Genomic DNA, 21292 nt, shown 5'->3' on the forward strand with positions numbered 1-21292 from the left:
TCCAGCCGCTTCCGCCCCCGCAACGACCCGGGCAGCAGCGGCCGGACGAACTCCCACTCGGCATCAGACAATTCATGGCGGCGTATCACGACACCGTGATCCACCACACAAGATCATTTGAAGACACCGCCTAGGGGAACCGCCGGAGCGCACGGCCCGGCAACACATCAGGAGGAACCATGCTCACCACACTGACCACCCTGCTCCCGACCACTGGACTCCTGTCCTGGGCACTGATCACCGCCCTGTGTATCTGGATCACCGTCTTCGTCGTCATCGTCGGCGTCGCCCTGCTCCACCCCCGCCGCTCCCGCCGGAGGGAAGCCCGCAAGCTCCTCGACTGCCACCTCCCGTCCACAGGGTCCTGTGATCCTCCTGGAGAAGTGACTGTGGGATGGTGACAAGGGTCGCCCGGGCCTCGGCGGAGCGGTCGCTGACCGGGTATCGCCGGTCACTGGTTACCATCAGGGGAGCGCAAGGGGAGCGCGGACGCCTTTGGATGGTGCAACACAGCCCGGCACCCACCGGACCGCCAGTGCTGCTCTGATTAGGCAAAACGGCATCGGACAGTACGAGGCAGCACGACCCGTCACGATCCCCAGCGTGCTCGTAATGCGTAGGTCTCGGGTTCGAATCCCGAAGGCGGCTCCATGTATGGCCTGGGGTTTCCTCCGGGAGACCGTGGGTCATGATCGTCTCTAGTTGCATTCCCAGTTGCGTTGGTGAGTGGATCACCCCCATAGGGTGGCGCCCATTTTGGATGCGGCGTCCGAGTCGCCGGTCTCCCGTGGGAGGGGCGACACCGCGACGCGCCTGAATCGGTGCATCAGCCGTGGGGCCGGGAACCATGCCGCATACGGTTCCCGCTCGGACGGGATGCGGCGACCACGGTGGTGATCACGTACAGGCGCGGACGGCCCGGACCAGCTCGGTGATCTCGTCTTCGGTGTTGTAGTAGTGCACCGATGCCCTGACGAGTTCACTGAGGCCGCGCTCGTCCATGTCCAGCCGGGTGGAGGCTGTCCGGGACACGCTGACGTTGATCCCCTGCTCGGACAGGGTGGACTTCACCTGGGCCGCCTCGGCCGCGTCCACGGTGAAGGTGGTGATGGCGCAGCGCTGGACGCCCCGGTCGGTGACACGGACGCCGGGGATCTCCGCGAGCCGGCCCCGGAGTTCTTCCGCAAGCGCGTTGACCCGTGTCTGGATCCTGGGCAGTCCCCACGCGTGGAGGTAGTCGATGGCGGCCCCGAGGCCGAGTTGTGCGGCGTAGTTGGCCTCCCAGGTCTCGAACCGGCGAGCGTCCGGGCGCATCTCGTAGCGGTCGCGTGCCGTCCACGTGGCGGCATGGAGGTCGAGAACCGGCGGGACGAGCCGGTCGAGCACTGTCCGGCGCACATAGAGCAGTCCCGTTCCGCGCGGCCCGCGGAGATACTTGCGGCCGGTGGTGGAGAGCATGTCGCAGCCGATCTCATTGACGTCGACCGATAGCTGCCCCACCGACTGACAGGCGTCGAGGAGGTAGAGCGCCCCTGCCTCACGGGCGACCTTTCCCACCTCGGCCGCGGGGTTCACCAGCCCGCCGTTCGTGGGGACGTGGGTGAGGGAGATGAGCCGTACCCGATCGTCCATGGCTGTGCGCAGTGCGTCGACGGAGATCTGTCCGTGCTCGTCGTTCGGGATGACCTCGACCTTGACCCCGTATCGCTCCGCGACCTGGAGATACGCGATGAAGTTGCTCCCGTACTCGGCCATGCTGGTGAGGACGCGGTCACCGGAGCGCAGAGGGATGCCGTAGAACGCCATGTCCCAGGCCCGGGTGGCGTTGTCGAACAGGGCGATCTCGTCGCGGTCGCAGCCGAGGAGCCGTGCCGCGGAGTCGTACACCGCCTCGATGCTCCCGGCGGCGTGTGCGGCGGCCTCGTAGCCACCCATATCCCGTTCCAGGTGGAGGTGGTGGGTGATCGCGTCGATGACCTGTCGGGGCATCAGTGCGGCGCCCGCGTTGTTGAAGTGCGTGACCTTGGCGCATCCAGGGGTGTCGGCGCGGGCGCGGGCGACCTCCTCGGGGGAGTAGGGGGAGCGGTCCAGGTCCCTGCTCGTTTCCGGGGCCGCGTGTGGCGTGCCCTGCGTGGCTGTCAACTCGCACGCCCCCAAGGTGTCGGCTTCCCCGGATCGCTCTCGCCGGGTGACGGCTCGGCTTTCGGCTCGGGTGTCGTGTCGTGCGTGACCAGGCGCAGGAACGATCTCGCGCGCGGGTGGACCGGATGGTTCAGGAAGTCCTGCGGCGGCCCGGATTCGAGGACGACGCCGTCGTCCATGAAGACCACCCGGTCGGCCGCTTCCCTCGCGAACTCCACTTCGTGCGTCACGACGACCATGGTCATGCCCTCGCGGGCCAGTTCGCGCATGACCTCCAGCACCTCCGCATGCAGCTCGGGGTCGAGTGCCGACGTCGGTTCGTCGAAGAGGACGACCTCCGGCTCCATGGCCAGAGCCCGTGCGATGGCGACCCGCTGCTTCTGGCCGCCGGACAGCCGGGCCGGGAATTCGGCGGCCTTGTCGGCGAGTCCGACCCGGTCGAGCAGTTCCCTGCCCAGCGCCGTCGCGGCGGCCTTGGGCATACGCCGCACCGAGAGCGGCCCTTCGACGACATTGCCCAGGGCGGTCATATGAGGAAAGAGGTTGAACTGCTGGAACACCATGGCCGTACGGTGCCGGATCCGCCGTACCTGCCGTGCGCGTTCCCGTCTGCCCACCGCGCCACCGCACTCCACGGAGCAGCCGCAGATGGACACCGTGCCGGCGTCGGGCTCTTCCAGCAGGTTCATACAGCGGATGAACGTGGTCTTCCCGGAACCCGAGGGCCCCATCACCACGACCACCTCCCCGCGGGCCACGGTGAGATCGACGCCCTTCAGCACTTCGAGCGGACCGAACCGCTTGTGCAGTCCACGGATGTGTATCTGGTCATCTGTCCGGTTCATGCGTACGCCTTCCCCAATCGGCGCTCCAGGGCGCTCTGGCCCACGGAGAGCAGGGTGTTGATCAGCCAGTAGGCGGCAGCCGCCACGAGAAACGCCTCCATGTAGCGAAACGTCGAGCTGCCTATGCTCTCCGCGGCCCTGGTGAGTTCCACGACGGTGACCGCGGAGGCCAGTGATGTGTCCTTCATCAGCGCGATGAAGCGGCTGCCGATCGGCGGCATGGCGACCCGGACCGCCTGGGGGGCGACGATCCGCCGGAGCGTCCTCCAGTACGGCATGCCCATGGAGTTGGCCGCCTCCCACTGACCGCGGTCGACAGCGATGATGCCGGCCCGGAAGTTCTCGCTGAGGTATGCCGCCGCGTACACCGTCAAGGCCAGGATGGTCGACGGGATCGGCTCGATCATGATGCCGAGCTGGGGGAGGCCGTAGTAGATGAGCATGATCTGGATCAGCAGAGGCGTTCCCCGGAACACCGACACGAAGACGATGGCGAGCCCTTTCAGCAGCCGGAATCCGGAGAACCTGGCCAGTGCCACCGGCAGGCCGAGAGCGCAGCCGAGCACGAACGACACCACACCGAGCATGAGCGTGACACCCATGGCTCTGAGGAATTCGGGAAAGTTCTGAACCAGCAGATCCATGACCGGGTCCTCGTCTCTGATGTAGCGTCAGCTCACGTGCCGGCGGGCAGATTACGGAGTTCTGCGGCCATGTCGAGTCCGCCGAGCCAGCGGCGTGAGATGGACGAAAGCGTCCCGTCCTCGATCATTCCGCTCAGCGCGTCATCGGCCTTCTGCTTGAAGTCCTTCTGGCCCTTGCGGAACGTCATGCCGTTGATCTCGGTCTCCAGCAGTTTTCCCGCGGCCTTGACGCGCAGGTCGTTCTTGTCGGCGAGATAGGCGCCCTGGAACTTCGAGACGAGGGCGGCGTCGGCCCGGCCCTGTCCGACGTCGGTGAGCGCCAGCGTGGCGTTCTTGTAGGTCTTGATCCGCGCGCCGGGGATCTCGCTGCGGGCGTACTCGGCCTGGGTGGTGCCTTCGGTGACCGCGATGGTTTTGCCGCGGAGGGAAGAAGCGTCGGCGAGGGCTGTCCTGTCCTCGCGGACGAAGATGGAAACGCCGTTGACCTCGTACGGACGGGAGAAGTCGACCTGCTTCCTGCGCTCTTCCGTGATCGTCTGACCTGATATGACGATGTCGAAGCGACCGGCCTGTACACCTCCGATGAAATTGCCGAAGTCCGAGCCGATGAACTCGACTCTGTCGATATCCAGCCGCTTGGCCAGCTCACGCGCCACATCGACGTCGTAGCCGACCGGCTTGTTGTCCTCAAGGAAGTTCCATGGTGGATTCGCCTGGGTGAGGGCGACTCTCAGGACGCCCTTGGAGCGCGCCTTGCCGAGGGTGTCGTCGGCGGAGTTCGCCGAGCATCCGGCGGTGATTGCCGCGCCGGCGGCGAGCAGCACTGCGAGTCTTCGGATTCGGGAGGTCGGGGTGGTGATCACAGTCGTGGTCCTTTCTGCACGCCTGCACGCCTGCACGCCTGCATGCCTGCATGCCTGCATGCCTGTACGCCTGTACGCCTGTACGCGCCTCCGTGGCGCCGTGCGGTTACGCGAGTCCGCCCGATCCAGCGGTGGCCGGATCACATAGGGCCGAGGGAGGCTGCCGATCGGAGAATCAGGGTCTCTCAGGCAGAGTGCGCCTTACAGGGAGACGCCGTCAAGTACCCCGTAGGGGTATTTATTCACCGCGTGAGCTTCCCTCGTGGACGCGAAATCCGGACCCTGAGGGATGGTTGGAGTCGTGGCGGAGAAGTGACGTACATCCGAGACGTCCCGCCGCTCGCGGGCGGCTGCGGGCCCCGGCCGGTCCGTTTCGCCTGGACGAAGGACCGAGCGCGGTGCCGAGCGGCGAAGGCGACCCGCACCGCACCGTGAGCCCTCGTCATCCGGCTCCGCCTCATGGGTGCCGGATGCACCTGACGCAGAAGCCCCCGGTGCCGAGGACTCTGCCCACGTCACGCCTTTTTGGTGCGCCCGGGCCAGGGGGCCGCCCGGCCAGGGGGGGCCGGTTAGTCCTCTCCTACGACGGCCAGGTCATCGTTGAGGGCAGCGGCGATCTCGGCGGCGCGGGAGTGATCGTCCAGTCGGCGCGTCAGATAGGCGCAGGAGTGCTGGTGGTTGAGGGACCACCATGCGGCCGAGCCTCCGATCCCGCCTTTGGCTATCTTGCCGCGGTCGCGTATGAAGCCGAGTGTCCAGGTGAGCCGGGTGCCGAAGACTTCGTCGTACCCGGTGACCTGGGGGCTGAGAAGTTCAGCGTGCAGTACTGGGCCCAGGAGCGTGCGCAGGGGGCCGTCCTGGCTGGTGAGGGTGACGAAGAACCCGGCCATCGCTGTCGCGGTCGTGTGCAGGTTGACCGCACCGAAGACCGATTGCCGCCACGCCCGGGAGTTCATCCGCCCGGTGTCCAGCGCACCGGCCGGGATCTGGAGCCACGGCGCCGCGCGGAGCTGTCGCGGCCAGTCCGGCCGGCCGTACTCCAGGTCGGCGACCCGTTCCAGCGCGTGGTCCGGTACGCCGAACCAGGCGTCGAGGCCCAGTGCCGGCCGCACCACGTCGTTGAACATCTCTCCCAGCGTGGTCCCGGCGCCCGCGCGAAGGAGGCCGTCGATCAGATGGCCGTAGGTGAGCGCGTGTTCACCCAGCGATGTACCCGGAACGTACTCCGGCGCGGCCCGCGCCAGGCCGGCCCGCAGCCCCGTGCCGTCCAGCAGATCAAGACCCGTGGCTTCGGCGGGGAACCGGGGCTGGCCCGCCCGGTGCGTGAGTACCTGACGCACAGTCGTGTCCTGCTTGCCCCGGACGCCGTACTCCTTCCAGTACGTGGCGACCGGTTCGTCCAGTGCCAGCGCGCCCTCGCGGACCGCCACCAGGGCCGCGAGCGTGGCGAACGTCTTCGACAGCGAATAGGGCTGGACCAGCGTGTCGTCGCACCAGGGGCGTTGCCGGCGGGCATCGGCCCACCCCCCGCTCAGCCTGACGACCTCACGGCCCTGCCGCCAGACCGACACTCCCGCCCCGCTCTCACGGCCCTCGGCCAAAAGTCGCTGGAAGACTTCGCGCACCGCGCCGTATCCGTCCGCGGCGAACCCGCGCACCTCCCCCGTGCCTGCCGCCGGATCCGTCCTCGGCACGTCTTCACCAGTGGCGCACCGCGCCGCGTCGGCCTCGGACATCGCACCCACCTTCCCCATACGGCATGAGGGTTGTCTATCGCTATCAATATACGGGGGTGGGGTATATGGCACCAGTGGCGGAGGCCGCGGTCCGGCCCGCGCGGTGAGTCGGCTGTGCGCTCATGGAGGTGCACGTGCCCGGCTCCCTCGCCGCCGTCGCTGGCCCGGGTCGTCGCTGGCCCGGGTCGAGGGCGCGGCGGCATCCTTCGGCCGTGACCGCCAGGGTGTTCGAGAGGGAATCAAGGTCCATGCCGCTAGCTTTCTAAGCTGTGTAGTACTTTAGATTCGTGGATGCCGACCCGCGTGCGGCCGCGCGCATCAGCCCTGTTCCCGAAACCTCCCGCACCCCTTACTGGGACCCCGCCCCGAGGGCCGGGGGGCATCCCGGTGGCGCGCGGTTCGCGATCAGACCGATGGGGTTCGAGGACGTACCGTTCGTCGTGGCCGAGCACCGGCGTCATTTCCCGGACGGCTTCTTCGCGCGGCTGGGGGCCTCGTTCCTCACCGCGTACTGCGAGACCTATCTGACGAGCCCTGATGCTTCCGGCTACATAGCCCTGCTGGAACACCGCCCTGTCGGCTTCCTCGTCGGGGTCCTCGACCCTGGTGCCCATCGGGCGTATGTCCTTGCGAACCACCGGCGCAGGCTCGCCCTGCTCGGAATGCGGGGACTCGCCGTACGGCCCCCCGTCGCGGCGCACTTCCTGCGTACGAGGTTGTCGGGGTATGTGCGCAAGCTCGCGCCGAGCCCCGCGGTCGTGCGGCCGCCCGCTGAGGGGCCCACCGGAGTCAGCGCGGTCCTGGCTCATGTCGCCGTGGACGAGGGGGCCCGGTCGCTGGGTATAGGCGAAGCCCTGGTCGCGCGGTTCGTCGCGGACGCCGCTGATGCGGGGTGCGCCCGGGTCAGCCTGGTCACCGTTGCCGGTGACGGTGGCGCGGGGCCGTACTACGAGCGGCGTGGCTGGCTGCCTCGCGGCGAGACGGTCACGCCTGAAGGGCGTCGCCTCGCGACGTACGACCTCCCGCTGCGCGGAGACCGGGAAGCCTCGTGACCGACCGTCCGGACGTGGCACGACGGCAGGTCGGATCCCCGGGTCCGCGGAACGCCCGCCGGAGGTCGGGCGGGCGACCGCTGCCGGCGGCCGTGACTTCGCAGCCTCCGTCTGTCTCGTCCCGTAATGCGCTCGACCGATGGTCGACCGACTCTTCAGGAGCCCTGTTTGACCCGCCTTCGACCGCGCCCTCGTACCGCTCATGCCATGCGTCCCGCGAAGCGTCGCGCCGATGCCGCCAGGGTGGTGGCAGCCCTGCTGACCACAGCCGTCCTGGCCGCCGGGTGCTCGTCCGGTTCGGACGGCGCCCGGGAATCAGCGGGACCGACGGCGACGGCTGCGCCGGCCCGGACGCCGACCGCGGCTCCCTCGCCCTCGCCCTCTCCGTCCCCGTCCCTCGACGCCACGGTCACCCGGGTCCCGGACGGCCAGTGGAACCGCATGGTGGCTGCGGGGATGTGGCGCAAGGGGTGCCCGGACGTCCGTGAGCAACTGCGCAGGGTCGAGATGAACCACCTGGACTTCGACGGCGAGATCCGGCGCGGGACCCTCGTCGTCCACGCCGATGTCGCGGACAGCGTGGTCCGCGTCTTCGGAAAGCTCCTCGCCGATCGGTTTCCCATCCGCCGCATGCAGCCGGTCGAGGCGTACGGGGGAGATCTGGACAAGAGCCTGAAGGACGACAACACCTCCGCGTTCAACTGCCGTCGGCCCGACCAGATCAACGCTCCCTTCAAGGAGTCCCCCCACGCCAACGGACGGGCCATCGACCTCAACCCGCTGGAGAACCCCTGGCAGGACCTGCGGAAGAAGACCTGGTCCCCCAGTGGTGAGTTCAGTGCGCGTACGGCCGGCAAGGGCAAGATCCTGGAAGGTGGTCCCGTCTGGCAGGCGTTCACCGGCGACGGCTGGATCTGGCAGAACATCAAGGTGGCCGACTACATGCACTTCGACACCGGCTACCCCTCCGCGCCCCTTAAGGAGCCGTCGCCACCGGTGCCTTCCGGCGTACCGTCCCGGGCGGAGTGAGGATGTGCCGGGGCGGCACCCCGGGCCGGCACCCCACCCCACCCCGGCCCGGGGTGCGGCGCCAGTCCCGGCCCGGGGTGCCCCCCCGTTCCGGGGTGCGGTGCCGGCCGTGGCCCGGCACCCCCGCTCGCCGTAAGCTCGTCACGATTCAGGGAACCACTGCCGGGGGTGACGCGACCGGGCGTCGGGCCCGGCATTCGGCACATCGCGATAACGGGGGTTACGGGATGCGCGTTCTGGTGGTGGAGGATGACGAGCACGCCGCGGTGCCGCTGGTGGAGGGCCTTCAGCGGTTCGGGCACGAAGTCCGGCATGTGCGGCACGGCGGCGACGCCGTGACGCTGGCACCGGAAGTCGACTTGGTCCTGCTCGACCTGGGGCTGCCGGATCTGGACGGGCAGGAGGTGTGCCGGCGTATCCGGGAGCGCTCGTGGGTGCCCCTGATCGCGGTGACCGCGCGCGAGGGGGAGTTGGACCGGGTCCTGCTGTTACGGACCGGTGCGGACGACTACGTGGTCAAGCCCTACAGCCTGCGGGAGTTGTTGGCCCGTATGGAGGCCGTCAGCCGTCGGGCGCACGGGGGATCCCTGCATCACCGTGTGTCCGGGGCGACGGACGGCACAGGGCCGGAGCACGACGATACGAACCGGTTCGGTCCGCTGGAGGTGGATCCCCGGCTCCGCCGTGCGACGGTCGACGGTCGGGTGGTGGAGCTGACCCGCCGCGAGTTCGATCTGCTGGCCGCGCTCCTGGCGGACGCCGGAGCGGTGCGCCTGAGGGAAGACCTGATCAACGAGGTGTGGGACGCCAACTGGCACGGCTCCACCCGCACGCTCGATGTCCATGTCGGGACCCTGCGCAAGAAGCTGGGACACCGGGACTGGATCCGCTCGGTGCGAGGAGTCGGGTTCCGCCTCACCGTCCCCGGTTCCGATGAGTGACGAATGATGAGTGACGAATAGGGGAAACCTGTGCGTCGTCGCCTGGTGGCCATGCTGGTGGCCTTACCGATGCTGGCAGTGGCGGTACTGGGCCTGCCCGCCGCGCTGGACCTGGCCCGGACCGCCGTTCAGAGGCTGGCGGCCGAACGGCTCGCGGAGGCAGAGCGTCTCTCCGGCCCCGCGGCGCGGGCCCTGAAGGGAGAGGACCGTGCCGTGCTCCGGAAGCAGGTGGTCCGCTACCGGGCCTCCACCAAAGGGCGGGCCCGCGTGCTCGACCTGGGCAGCGCGCTGGTCGCCGGAGCGGTGTGCACCCTGACACCCGGAGAGCTGTCGGACCGGCGCGAGGTTCGCTCGGCGATGGCCGGACGGCCGGTGGACTCCTCCCGCTACACCCTGTCCTGGGAGGCCGAGGAACTGATCGTGGCGGTTCCCGTCATCGACCAGGGGCGGCTGCTGGGCACGGTCGTCATCTGTTCCCCGCTGGAGGATCTGCGCTCGGAACTGACCTCCGCATGGCTCCTGCTGGGACTTGCCACCGTGGTGGCCCTGGCAGTCAACGGCATGCTCGCGGAGTCCTTGTCGCGCCGGCTGCTGCGGCCGCTCCGGTCACTGCGGAGCGCGGCCCGAACGCTGGCCGATGGCGGGCGCCCCGCATCCCTCCCGGCGCACACAGGACCGGCGGAATTCCGCGCGCTGGCGGGGGCGTTCAATGAAGCGCTGGAGCTGCTGGAGCGCCGGGCGAGCGCTCAGAGCGGGTTCGTCGCGGACGCCTCGCATCAGCTGAGAGGTCCTCTGGGCGCCCTGCGGCTGCGACTGGAGAACCTCGAACCCCATCTGGACCCGGAGGGCGCCCGCGGCCTGGAGCACGCGTTGTCGGAAGCGGACCGCCTGAGCCGCATCCTGGGCGCGCTGCTGAGCCTGGCCCGCTGCGAGGGCCGTGCCGAACCGGCTCTGGCCGAGATCGACGCCTACGCGGTGGTCGGCGAACGGGCCGCCGCCTGGCGGCCGATGGCCGCGCGCCGGGGCGTCACCGTCGAGACCGGCGGCGCTCGGCATCCGGGGATCCATGGGCACCTGGCGGCGGCCCCCGGTGCCCTGGATCAGATTCTGGACGTCTTCCTGGACAACGCGCTGGCCGTGTCACCGCCGCGTTCGACGGTACGGCTCATGGTGCGCCCGACCGGTCAGTGGGTACGGATCACCTGCCGCGACCAGGGACCCGGCATGAGCGAGAACGAGCGCCGCCGTGCCCCGGACCGCTTCTGGCGCGGTCGCCGGGCCGCGGGCGACGGGTCGGGACTCGGCCTCTCGATCGCATCGTCGCTGGCCCGCGCATACGGCGGCGAACTGCTGCTGGACCCCGCCCCCGGCAGTGGCCTGGACGCCACCGTGGTGCTGTCGGCCTGGCCACCGGAGCGGACCGCGCACGGCTCGGCGGGAACAGCGCCGCAGGACGAGCCCTGCACCTCCCCTGCATCTCCCTTGCACAACCCGTGAACATGATCTCCCTAAGCTGGCCGAGCAGCCGAAATGACCTGCCGTGACCACCGGGAACCGGCCGCCGCACGTCCTTCCTCCGCACGTCCTTCCTCCGCACGTCCTTCCTCCGGACGTTCCGCCCGACCACCCCCGGGGCGTTCGCCGCAGCCGTCACCAAGCCCGGTCGGCGGACGAGATGTCACCGCGGGACAGAACTCGCCCGGACGACGGCCGTCATCCGCCCCGCGTCCCCGGACCACGGGGATGCCACGACCTCACAAGGAGGAGGCGTGGTTCCCACGCCCGCTCCCGGGGACGAGACCCCCGGGAAGCCTGTCCTGGACCAGACCGCCGGGGCCGCCGGCCCCGGGAGAGACATCCCTGAGTCCGGGACCCCCGACCGCCTTCCGCTCCTCGCCCGCTTCGGTGCCTGGCTGGCCCGCCGCCGGATGCTCGTTCTCGTCGCGGCGCTGATCGCCGTCATCGTGGCCGTTCCCTTCGGCGCGGACGTGGAGAGCAGACTCTCCGAAGGCGGAATCACCGCGCCCGATTCCGAAGCGGCCCGCGCCGATGACGTCCTCAACACCGAGTTCGAGTCGGGCTCCCCGCACCTGGTGTTCCTCCTGCGATCACCTGCTTCCGTGGACGCCCCGGAGTCCGTCGAGCGGGGCCTGGGCCTGACCGAGAAGCTCGGCCGTGAGCGCGGTGTCGTCCAGGCCGCCTCGTACTGGACCCTGAACAGGGCCGAACCACTGCGCTCACAGGACGCCCGCACCGGCCTGATCATGGTCCGGCTGGCGGGGGACGAGGACACCGTCCGCAAGACCGCGAAACGGCTCGTGCCGGTGACCGTGGGCGAACGCGACGGTCTGAAGGTGACCGCCACCGGTGTCACCGCCGTGCGCATGGAGATCGAGAAGCGCAGCGAGGAGGATCTGGTCAAGGCGGAACTCCTCGCCGCACCCCTGGTCCTGATCATTCTGCTGCTGGTGTTCCGCAGTGTGGTCGCCGCCCTGCTGCCGCTGGTGGTGGGCGCGATCGCGGTGATCGGATCGTTCGTGATCCTGCGGCTGCTGAACATGCTGGTGCCGGTGTCGGTGTTCAGCGTGAACATCACCACCGCGCTGGGCCTCGGCCTGGCCATCGACTACAGCCTGTTCATCGTCACGCGCTACCGCGAGGAGCTGGCGGAAGGCCACGATGTCCGCGAGTCGATCGTACGGACCGTGCGCACCGCCGGCCGTACGGTCGTCTTCTCCGCGCTCACCGTCGCGCTCTCGCTGTCGGCGATGCTGGTCTTTCCCATGTATCACCTGCGGTCGTTCGCCTACTCCGGCATCGCCGTGGTCGTGCTCGCCGCGCTGGGCTCCGTGGTGGTGCTGCCCGCCATGCTCGCCCTGCTGGGGCGGCGGGTGGACGCGCTCGACGTACGCCGTCTCCTCGGCCGGGGCAGGTCGGCGAAGCGACAGCGGCCTACGTCGGCGGAGGGCTTCTGGCACCGGCTGGCCACCGTGGTGATGAAGCGGCCCGTGCCGTTCTCGCTGACCGTCGTCGCGCTCCTGGTGGCACTCGGACTGCCGTTCCTGCGAGTCGAGTTCGGCGACAGCGACGACCGGGTCCTGCCGCCCTCCTCACCCGCCTATCAAGCCGCCCAGGTGCTGCGCGAGGACTTCGACAGCCGCGAGGGCTCCCCGATCGAGGTGGTCCTGCCCGGTGCGGACCCCTCCGCACGGGCCGCGGACATCAGCGCGTACGCGGCGGAGGTTTCCGGGCTCAAGGGCGTCACCCGCGTCGATGCCGCGACCGGCTCGTACGCCCGCGGGCAGCGGATCGCGGCGCCCGACGACATCTCGGCCCGCTTCTCGGGGGCCAGGTCCGGCACGGGCACCTGGCTGTCGGTCACCTCCGACACCGAGCCCTACTCGGAACGGGGCATGGACCTCGTCAAGGCCGTGCGCGACGTCCCGGCGCCCGCCGAGACCCTGATCGGCGGCCAGGCCGCGCTGCTGGTGGACGCCAAGTCCACGCTGGGCGGCAAACTCCCCTGGGCGCTGGGCATCATCGGCGCGTCCACCTTCGTCCTGCTGTTCCTGTTCACCGGCAGTCTGCTGATTCCCGCCAAGGCGATCGTGCTGAACCTGCTCAGCCTGACGGCGACCTTCGGCGCCATGGTCTTCGTCTTCCAGGACGGGAATCTGCGGTGGCTGGTCGGCGACTTCGTGGTGACCGGACTGATCGACATCGATACGCCGGTGCTGATGTTCTGCGTCGCCTTCGGGCTGTCGATGGACTACGAGGTGTTCATGCTCTCCCGTATCAAGGAGGAGTACGCGCGCGGCGGCGACAACACGGCGGCCGTGGCCCGGGGGCTGGAACACACCGGCCGGCTCATCACCGCTGCCGCTGCCCTGGTCGCCGCCGTCCTGCTGGCTTTCGCCACCTCCGGGCTGACACCGCTGAAGCTTCTCGGCGTCGGTCTCGGGCTGGCCGTGATCGTCGACGCCACCCTGGTACGGGGCATCCTGGTACCGGCGTTCATGCGGCTGGCGGGTGGGGCCAACTGGTGGGCGCCGGGGCCGCTCGCCCGGCTCCACCGTCGCATCGGTCTGTCCGACTGACCGCCGGCGCGGAGGTGCAAGGGAAGGTAAAGGCTCAACAGTCCGCATTGCTTACCCGATGCTGGATCCGTCCTGAACACCGCCTGTACCACCCGTTCCTAGCGTTGTCGTCGTTGTCCGTCGTTGATCGGCTCCGTACCGGCGATATGCCGGTACGGAAACGGTCGCGCCGGATCGTTCGACGCACGGACAGATCGACGCACGGACAGATCGACGCACGGATCGTTCGACGCACGGGGGTGCCGGTGAGCATGGATGGTCTCCAACACGAACGCATACACCTCGATCAGCTCCTGCGGGGACTGGATGAGGCTCTCGCCGGTACGGCTCTGGCCGAGCTGGAGCGGCCGGGGAGTCCGGCTCTCGCGGCATTCCGCGCCGCCGGAGGGCCGGGGCTGCTGGTGCCCACCGAACACGGTGGCAAGGGTGCGGACCTGCTGACCGCCGTGCGGGTCCAGCGGGCCGTCGGCTCACGCTCGCCCTCGCTCGCCGTCGCCACCACCATGCACCATTTCTCCGTCGCCTCCCTGGTGGAGACCGCGGCGGGCGGCGACGGCATGGAGTGGATGCTGCTGTCCGCCATCGCCAAGGACAATCTGCTCCTCGCGTCCGGATTCGCCGAAGGGCGGACCGGTCAGGGCATCCTGTCCCCCACGCTGACCGCCCGGACGGAGGGCGACAGGATCTGGCTCAGCGGTACGAAGAAGCCGTGCAGCCTCGCCCGCTCCATGGATCTGCTCACCGTGTCCGTCGCCCTGCCCGAGCCGGACGGCTCCACCCGGCTCGCCGTCGCGCTGGTGCCGGCCACGTCGCCGGGAGTCTCGGTGCGGCCGTTCTGGAACAGCCCGGTCCTGGCCGCCGCGGAGAGCGACGAGGTCCGGCTCACCGAGGTGGAAGTACCCGCCGATCTGGTGGTGCGTACGGATGTCACCGACGACGGGCGGCTGGACCGGCTCCAGAATGTCGGATTCATCTGGTTCGAGGCACTGATGACCGCGAGCTACCTGGGCGTCCTGTCAGCGCTCGTCGAGCGGGTCCTGAGCACACCGAGGATCTCTCCGGAGATCAAGGCGGAGGCCGCCACCGGCCTACGCGCTGCCGTACTGGCGCTGGAAGGGTTCGCCCGTACGGCATTCCCCGGTCCTGAGGTCCCGGCCGGTGAGAACACCCTGGCCGACGCGCTCGTGTGCCGGTACACGGCCCAGGACGCGATCGCGCGTATCGCCGATGTGTGTGTGGAGGCGCTCGGCGGGATGGCGTTCATCTCCTCGGGCGACATCGCCTACCTCAACTCCGCCTGCCGGGCCCTGGCCTTCCACCCGCCGTCCCGCGCGCGGATGGCGACCGCCCTGACCGACCACTTCACCGGCCTACCCCTGCGTATCTCCTGACCCGAGGGTCCCCGTCACCGCCACAGCGGTGACGACCGCGCCCACGTGAGAGCCCGCAGTCGGCACACGTGGCCTTGCCGTACCCACACCTACGCGTGCCGCCCGGCCCATCCGGCCTCCTCGGCGTCTTCCGGCGTCTTGCAGCGCCCTGCGCGTTCTGCGGCGTCTTCCGGCGTCCGCCTCACTTCTCCCACTGAACCCCGAGGTGACACACCTGTGCCCGCTGCCCCGACCGTGCTGCTCACCGGAGGTTCCGGTGTCGTCGGCACCGCGATCCTCAAGGAACTGACCCACTGCCATGTCATCGCCCTGACCCACCACGCCCCCTGTCCCGGTGCCGACGAGTGCGTCAGCGGCGATCTGACCGCTCCCCGCCTCGGCCTGGACCGGCGCACGTACACCGCACTCGCCGCCCGGGTCGACGCGGTCGTGCACGGCGCCGCCGTCACCGGCTTCACGAGTGGCCCGGCCGCCACCCACCGCCTCAACGAGGCCGGCACCCGTGCCGTCCTGCGCTTCACCGAGGACTCCGGGGCGAAGCTGTACCACCTGTCCACGGCTTTCGTGGCCCGCCACGAGCTGACCCGCGCGGGCCGCGGTTGCGACGCGGGGGACGCCACGGCCCGGCCGGAGGACTATCTGGACTCCAAGCGCGCCGGGGAGGCCGCCGTACGCGAAAGCGGACTGCCGGCGCTGATCATCCGGCCGTCGGTGGTGATCGGCGACTCGGTGACCGGAGAGATCTCCGCGTTCCAGGGCATGCACGGCGTCATCCACGCCCTGTTGCGCGGGCTGCTCCCGGTGGTGCCGGTTCCCGGCGGCTCACGGGTCGATTTCGTGCCCTGCGACGTCGTCGCCCGAACGGTCGCCGCCCTGGTCACCGAGGGAACCGGGGGCTCCGCCCGGATGGGGGAACGCCCGGCGGGGCCGGCGGGAGGGCCCCCGAGGCACGGTGAGGTGTGGATCACCGCTGGTGAGAACGCACCGACCGCCGAACGCGCCCTGGAACTGACCGCGAAGGCCGCCGCCGATCTGGGCATCGCCCTGCGTGTTCCGCGCATGGTGGGCCCCGAGATGGTCGACCGGCTCATCCGCCCGGTCTTCATCAGCGGCCTCCACGCCCGGACCCGCCGCCGGTTCGACGACCTGCTCGCGATGACGGCGCTGTTCGCGGGCGCGGGACCGTTCCCCAGTGACCTGTCGGGGCCCGAGATCTCCCGGGCCCGGATCGAGTCCGCGTACACGGCGTCGGTCGCGCACCTCGCCCGGGCGAAAGGACTCGTCCCGGCCCGTACACCGGAGCGGCTCGGCGGCGGGGCACCGGCGTGACGGCCACCGTGCCCGGCATCGGGGAGGTCATGGACACCTACCGCCGGCATGTCGGCCGGGGCAGGGCACGCCTTGCCGCGCTGACCGGGGCGGTGATGGAGGTGGCATCCGAAGGCACGAAGGTGTGGGACTCGGCGGGCAAGGAGTATCTGGACTGCGGAGGCTACGGGGTCTTTCTGCTGGGCCACCGCCATCCGGCGGTGACGGCGGCGGTCGTCGAACAGATCCACCGGCATCCGATGGCCACCCGGCTCCTGCTGGAGCCGACCGCCGCGGCAGCGGCCACCGCACTGGCGCGGGTGACTCCGCCCGGCCTCGACTACGCCCATTTCGTCACCTCCGGCGCGGAGGCCACCGAGACCGCGGTCAAACTCGCCCGCGCTCACGGCAACCGCCGGCTGATCTCCACCACCGGCGGCTATCACGGCAAGACCACCGGCGCTCTCGCACTGACCGGCAAGCCCTTCTACCAGGAGCCGTTCGCCCCGCTGCTGCCCGCCCAACACCTTCCGTACGGCGACGCCGCCGCGCTCGAAACGGCACTGCGCTCCGGGGATCCGGCGTGCGTCGTGATCGAACCCGTCCAGGGGGAAGGCGGCGTCATCCTGCCCCCGCACGGCTATCTCACCGATGTGGCGCGACTGTGCGCCGAACACGGGGGCTTCTTCGTCCTGGACGAGATCCAGACCGGCCTCGGCCGGCTGGGCACCTGGTGGGGAGCCGATCCCGAACAGGTCCGCCCCGATGTGCTGCTGGTGGGCAAGAACCTCTCGGGCGGGATCATCCCCGTGGCCGCCGCGGTCGCCACGAAAGAGGCGTACGCCCCCTTCGACCGGGACCCGTTCCTCCACACCTCCACTTTCGCGGGTGCGCCCGTCGCGATGGCCGCGGCAGCCGCCGCCGTGACGGCCATCGGCGAAGAGGGCCTCGTCCAGCGGGCCGCCGACCTCGGCGAGAGCCTGCTGCGCCTGCTGCACGAGGCCCTCGCACCACTGCTCGGCGGCGCGGTGGTCCAGATCCGGGGCCGCGGCCTGCTGATCGGCATCGAACTGGCCGACGAAGCACTCGCGGGGGAACTCGTTCTGCACCTCATCGAAGCGGGCGTACTCGTCAACCACTCGCTCAACGCCCACAGAGTCGTACGGCTCACCCCGCCCGCCCTGCTCACGGCCGACGACCTCGGCAGGCTCGCCGAGGCGTTCGCGACCGCCGCCACCGCCCTGCGCCGTACCACCGCGTTGTTCCGTACCACCGCACGGAAAGGGATATGACCCGCTATGCCCAGTGTCACCCTGGACGCGATGATCCCCGGCACCACGGCGGACGCGATCTTCGTTCGGCTCGCCGACTTCTCCGGCTACCCCCGATACACCGACGCCGTACGAGAGGTCACCATCACCGACGCGGACGACGGTGTCGTCACCTCCCACTGGTCGGTGAACTTCCGCAACGGTGTGCTGTGCTGGACCGAGCAGGACCGGATCGACCCTGCCGCCCGCACGATCGACTTCACCCAGACCGAGGGTGACTTCGACCGCTTCGACGGTTCCTGGCAGGTCTTCGCCGAGGACGACGGCCGTACGCGCGTGCGTTTCGCCGCTGTCTTCGACCTGGGGATGCCGAGCCTGGCCGCGATCATCGACCCGATCGCCCGCGACGCGCTCGCGGAGAGCATCGAGCGCATCCTGCGGGGCCTGTTCGGCGAGCACATCGGTGTCCGTCCCACGGCACCGGCCACCGCGCTCCAGGGCAGCCGGTCATGACCCATCCGGGCGTCGCCCCGGCCGTACTGGCCAACGGACAGGTATCACCCGGACAGTTCCGCGACGCATTCGCGCGGCTGCCGACAGGCGTGAGCATCGTGACGACCTACGGACCCGAGGGCCCGTACGGGATGACCGCCGCCGCGCTCTGCTCGCTGTCACTGGAGCCACCGCTGACGCTCGTCGCGATCGCCAACGAGAGCCGCACCCTGGCCCGCGTCCGCGCCCACGGGTCGTTCGGCGTCAATGTGCTCCACGCCCATCAGGCTCCGCTCGCCGAACGGTTCGCCCGGCCGGACCAGGGCCCGGTCGACCGGTTCGCGGGCCTCGCCCACGACCGGATCGCCTCGGTGCCCGTACTGCGCCGGGCACTCGCCTGGCTGGCCTGCGAGGTCCAGGACACGCACCCCGGGGGAGACCACACGATCCTCACCGGTCTGGTGCGCGCCACGGGGCACAGCGACGGCACCCCACTGATCTGGCACAACAGACGCTTCACCACGCCCGTCTGACCTCTGCCCCCGCGCATCACCCCACCCGACAACTCATGGAGCACTCATGCCCAAAGACCTCACAGGCAAGGTCGTCGCCATCACCGGCGGCAGCCGCGGCATCGGCCTCGCCACCGCCGAGGCGTTCCTCGCAGCCGGAGCCAAGGTCGCCATCGGCGCCCGCGATCTCGGCCACGCCCGCACCGCCGCCACCCGGATCGGCGCCACCGCGCATGAACTCGATGTCACCGTACCGGCCGGCGTCCAGGCGTTCTTCAAGGCGGTCGAAGCCGAGCACGGCGACATCGACATCTTCGTCAACAACGCGGGGGAAATGCTCGTGGGCCGCTTCGAGCACGAGACGGACGACGCCACCCTCCATCAGATCGGGGTCAACCTGCTCGGCACCCTCAACGGCATGAAGACCGCCCTGCCCGCGATGCGCCGTCGCGGCCACGGTCATGTCATCAACATGGTCTCCGCCGTCGGCATGATCGGCCTGCCCGGCTGTGCCACGTACTCCGCCGCCAAACACGGAGTGGTCGGACTCTCCGAAGGCGTACGCGCCGAACTGCGCGGTTCCGGAGTGGCCCTGTCCATCGTCCTGCCCATCCCCGCCGGCACGGAGCTGACCTCCGGCGTCGGCAAGGGCCGCTTCGTCCCGCTGCTCACCCCCGCCGACATCGCGCGCAAGGTCGTCTCCACCGCCCGGCACCCCCGCCGCTACAACGTGTACGTGCCCGGCTGGACCAACCCCGTCACCCGGTCTCTCTTCCTGCTCCCGCAGAGCTGGCGGGACGCGATGGGGCGTTTCCTCAAGGCCGACCAACTGCTGCATACCACCGACGCGACCGCCCGCCGCGACTACGAGAAGCGGATCCTGACGCCCACGGGGAACGGAGCGGACGCGTGAAGGCCCCGGCACCGGCCGGCGGAACCAAGGGCGCCATCCAGCGGGGCAACGCCCCCGCCGAGTTCTCCAACCCGGTTCTCGACCACCTCGTCCATGTCCACCCCGTCACCTCGGCGGTCATCTTCACCCCGGTCGTCGCCGTCTGCGTCCATCTCGCGGTGAGCCGGGCCGACGGCTGGCACCTCTGGGGCTGGGCGGCCGCCGGATATCTGGCCTGGACGATGTCGGAGTACTGGGGCCACCGCACGGTGCTGCACTACGAACCGGAGCGCGGCTTCGGGGCCCGACTGCACTGGCTGCTGCACGGTGTCCACCACGAGTACCCGCAGGACGTCCGCCGCTCGATCCTCAGCCCCCTGCTGTCCGTTCCCATGGTCGGCGGCACCATCTACCTCGCCTCGGGCCTCGGCTCACTGCCGCTGACCTTCGGCGCGGGCTACACCCTCGGCTATCTCACCTACGACCTGCTCCACCTCTATCTGCACCAGGCGAAGCCGAGGAACAGGCTCCTGCGGCAGCTCCGCCGTCTCCATATGCGCCACCACTTCCGGGACGACACCCGCGGCTTCGGCATCTCGGCTCCGTACTGGGACGAGGTGTTCGGTACCTCCCTGGCCAGGGCACCCCGGAACCGCGCCACCTGACGCCCCTCGACCGTGGGCGCCCACGCGATGACCGGCCTCGACCCGACGGCCGTTCGCAGCCCCCGCGCGTGGGCGTCCACATCCCCTGCCGGAGCGCACCCGAACCACCCGCCCCTGCCGGAGTGCACCCGAACCACCCGCCACGCCACCCCGCGAGGAATGCCATGAACTCCGAAACCCTCCTGGCGCGCACACCCGCCCCCTACTCAGCCCCTGCTGCCGCGGTCGTGGACGGGGACGAGGCGGAAGAGTTCATACGCCAGTACCACTCCGAGCACGCCGACGAGCAGCCGGTGCCGCTCGCCGAGCGACTCGGCCAGATCCGCGACGCCGTCGAGACGACGGGCACCTACGATCACACCGCCGGCGAACTCACCTTCGGCGCCCGGGTCGCCTGGCGCAACGCCAGCCGGTGCATCGGCCGGCTGTACTGGCAGAGCCTGCGCGTCCTCGACCGCCGTGACGCGGTCACCTCCGAGCAGATCCACCAGCACCTGTGCGAGCACCTGCGCCAGGCCACCAACGGCGGACGCATCCGGCCCGTCATCTCCGTCTTCGCCCCTGACGCACCCGGCCGGCCCGGGCCCAGGGTGTGGAACGACCAGCTCATCCGCTACGCGGGCCACCGGCAGGACGACGGCACCGTCGTGGGCGACCCAGCCCATGCCTCCCTCACCGACACCGCCGTACGACTCGGCTGGCAGGCTCGGGGAGGCCCCTTCGAGGTACTTCCGCTGATCATCGAAACCGCCGGCCACAAGCCCCAGCTCTTCGACGTACCCCGCGCCCTGGTCCTCGAAGTGGACATCACCCACCCGGACCACCCACGCCTCACCGACCTCGGCCTGCGCTGGCACGCCGTACCGGCGATCTCGAACATGCGACTGCGCGTCGGCGGACTCGACTACCCCCTCGCCCCGTTCAACGGCTGGTACATGGGAACCGAGATCGGCGCCCGCAACCTCGTCGACGAGGACCGCTACAACCTGCTGCCCGTCATCGCCCGACACCTCGGCCTGGACACCGGCAGCGAGACCACCCTGTGGCGCGACCGGGCCCTCGTGGAACTCAATGTCGCCGTCCTGCACTCGTTCCGCGCGGCCGGCGTGCGGATCAGCGACCATCACACCGAGTCCCGGCACTTCCTCACCCATCTGGCCAGGGAGGAGCGCCAGGGACGCATGGTGCCGGCCGACTGGACCTGGATCGTCCCGCCACTGTCCGGCGGCATCACGCCCGTGTTCCACCGCTACTACGACGACGCCGACCTCCGCCCCAACTTCTACCCGGTCCCCCGCACCGGAGCCCAGGGGCGGGACGAGTGCCCTCACCGGGGGCCGACAGGTCCGTGATGCGCGGGGCCCGCCAGTTGACGGGTGGGCTCCCGACGAAGCGGGACTCGCCCCAGGAGG

General features: G+C 70.0%; 19 protein-coding genes. 14 read left to right on the forward strand and 5 right to left on the reverse strand.

Features of this window, described 5'->3' with window-relative positions:
• Nucleotides 1-179 precede the first annotated feature (179 nt).
• A complete protein-coding gene (locus ACWF94_RS03075; protein WP_453484112.1) occupies nucleotides 180-401 on the forward strand; it encodes a hypothetical protein in 222 nt (73 codons plus the stop codon).
• A 496-nt stretch (nucleotides 402-897) separates the two neighbouring features.
• Here the strand turns inward: ACWF94_RS03075 and ACWF94_RS03080 are convergent, their stop codons facing one another.
• From ACWF94_RS03080 to ACWF94_RS03100, 5 genes are all read right to left on the reverse strand, one after another.
• Nucleotides 898-2142, reverse strand: coding sequence for an aminotransferase class V-fold PLP-dependent enzyme (locus ACWF94_RS03080; RefSeq protein ID WP_453484114.1), 1245 nt, complete (start codon nucleotides 2140-2142; stop codon nucleotides 898-900).
• Nucleotides 2139-2987 carry an amino acid ABC transporter ATP-binding protein gene (locus ACWF94_RS03085; protein WP_453484115.1) on the reverse strand — a complete coding sequence of 283 codons (849 nt, stop codon included), beginning with the start codon at nucleotides 2985-2987 and terminating at the stop codon, nucleotides 2139-2141. The genes ACWF94_RS03080 and ACWF94_RS03085 overlap by 4 nt, the downstream gene beginning before the upstream one ends.
• On the reverse strand, nucleotides 2984-3631 hold the full coding sequence (locus ACWF94_RS03090; protein WP_453484117.1) for an amino acid ABC transporter permease: 648 nt from the start codon (nucleotides 3629-3631) through the stop codon (nucleotides 2984-2986). The genes ACWF94_RS03085 and ACWF94_RS03090 overlap by 4 nt, the downstream gene beginning before the upstream one ends.
• Before the next feature lie 32 nt (nucleotides 3632-3663).
• Nucleotides 3664-4494, reverse strand: a complete 831-nt coding sequence (locus ACWF94_RS03095) for a transporter substrate-binding domain-containing protein (protein WP_453484119.1) — start codon at nucleotides 4492-4494, stop codon at nucleotides 3664-3666.
• Between the two features lie 569 nt (nucleotides 4495-5063).
• Nucleotides 5064-6230 (reverse strand): serine hydrolase domain-containing protein, encoded by a 1167-nt coding sequence (locus ACWF94_RS03100; protein WP_453484121.1) that lies wholly within the window; start codon nucleotides 6228-6230, stop codon nucleotides 5064-5066.
• 413 nt (nucleotides 6231-6643) lie between these two features.
• Here ACWF94_RS03100 and ACWF94_RS03105 point away from each other — a divergent pair, with 413 nt between their 5' ends.
• The 13 genes from ACWF94_RS03105 (at nucleotide 6644) to ACWF94_RS03165 (ending at nucleotide 21232) form a co-directional block, all read left to right on the forward strand.
• The gene (locus ACWF94_RS03105) at nucleotides 6644-7282 is read left to right on the forward strand and encodes a GNAT family N-acetyltransferase (RefSeq protein WP_453484123.1); all 639 of its coding nucleotides are present in this window, start codon (nucleotides 6644-6646) and stop codon (nucleotides 7280-7282) included.
• 207 nt (nucleotides 7283-7489) lie between these two features.
• A complete protein-coding gene (locus ACWF94_RS03110) occupies nucleotides 7490-8311 on the forward strand; it encodes a M15 family metallopeptidase (RefSeq protein WP_453484125.1) in 822 nt (273 codons plus the stop codon).
• 227 nt (nucleotides 8312-8538) lie between these two features.
• Entirely contained in the window at nucleotides 8539-9252 is a 714-nt protein-coding gene (locus ACWF94_RS03115; protein ID WP_453484126.1) for a response regulator transcription factor, read from the forward strand.
• Between the two features lie 30 nt (nucleotides 9253-9282).
• Nucleotides 9283-10749 (forward strand): sensor histidine kinase, encoded by a 1467-nt coding sequence (locus ACWF94_RS03120; protein WP_453484128.1) that lies wholly within the window; start codon nucleotides 9283-9285, stop codon nucleotides 10747-10749.
• Nucleotides 10750-11021: 272 nt separating this feature from the next.
• Nucleotides 11022-13349 carry an MMPL family transporter gene (locus tag ACWF94_RS03125; protein ID WP_453484130.1) on the forward strand — a complete coding sequence of 776 codons (2328 nt, stop codon included), beginning with the start codon at nucleotides 11022-11024 and terminating at the stop codon, nucleotides 13347-13349.
• Nucleotides 13350-13600: 251 nt separating this feature from the next.
• Nucleotides 13601-14740: an acyl-CoA dehydrogenase family protein gene (locus ACWF94_RS03130; protein WP_453484131.1), complete on the forward strand. Its 1140-nt coding sequence runs from the start codon at nucleotides 13601-13603 to the stop codon at nucleotides 14738-14740.
• A 216-nt stretch (nucleotides 14741-14956) separates the two neighbouring features.
• Complete coding sequence (locus ACWF94_RS03135; RefSeq protein WP_453484133.1) at nucleotides 14957-16069, forward strand: SDR family oxidoreductase; 1113 nt, start codon at nucleotides 14957-14959, stop codon at nucleotides 16067-16069.
• Nucleotides 16066-17340 carry an aspartate aminotransferase family protein gene (locus tag ACWF94_RS03140; protein ID WP_453484135.1) on the forward strand — a complete coding sequence of 425 codons (1275 nt, stop codon included), beginning with the start codon at nucleotides 16066-16068 and terminating at the stop codon, nucleotides 17338-17340. The genes ACWF94_RS03135 and ACWF94_RS03140 overlap by 4 nt, the downstream gene beginning before the upstream one ends.
• Before the next feature lie 6 nt (nucleotides 17341-17346).
• Nucleotides 17347-17832, forward strand: a complete 486-nt coding sequence (locus ACWF94_RS03145; protein WP_453484136.1) for a type II toxin-antitoxin system RatA family toxin — start codon at nucleotides 17347-17349, stop codon at nucleotides 17830-17832.
• Nucleotides 17829-18344: a flavin reductase family protein gene (locus tag ACWF94_RS03150; RefSeq protein ID WP_453484138.1), complete on the forward strand. Its 516-nt coding sequence runs from the start codon at nucleotides 17829-17831 to the stop codon at nucleotides 18342-18344. The genes ACWF94_RS03145 and ACWF94_RS03150 overlap by 4 nt, the downstream gene beginning before the upstream one ends.
• A 46-nt stretch (nucleotides 18345-18390) precedes the next feature.
• On the forward strand, nucleotides 18391-19236 hold the full coding sequence (locus ACWF94_RS03155; protein ID WP_453484140.1) for an SDR family oxidoreductase: 846 nt from the start codon (nucleotides 18391-18393) through the stop codon (nucleotides 19234-19236).
• Nucleotides 19233-19880, forward strand: a complete 648-nt coding sequence (locus ACWF94_RS03160) for a sterol desaturase family protein (RefSeq protein ID WP_453484142.1) — start codon at nucleotides 19233-19235, stop codon at nucleotides 19878-19880. Before ACWF94_RS03155 ends, ACWF94_RS03160 begins: the two co-directional genes overlap by 4 nt.
• A 164-nt stretch (nucleotides 19881-20044) precedes the next feature.
• On the forward strand, nucleotides 20045-21232 hold the full coding sequence (locus ACWF94_RS03165) for a nitric oxide synthase oxygenase (protein ID WP_453484144.1): 1188 nt from the start codon (nucleotides 20045-20047) through the stop codon (nucleotides 21230-21232).
• Nucleotides 21233-21292 lie beyond the last annotated feature (60 nt).

It is taken from the genome of Streptomyces sp. NPDC055078, from assembly GCF_053607985.1.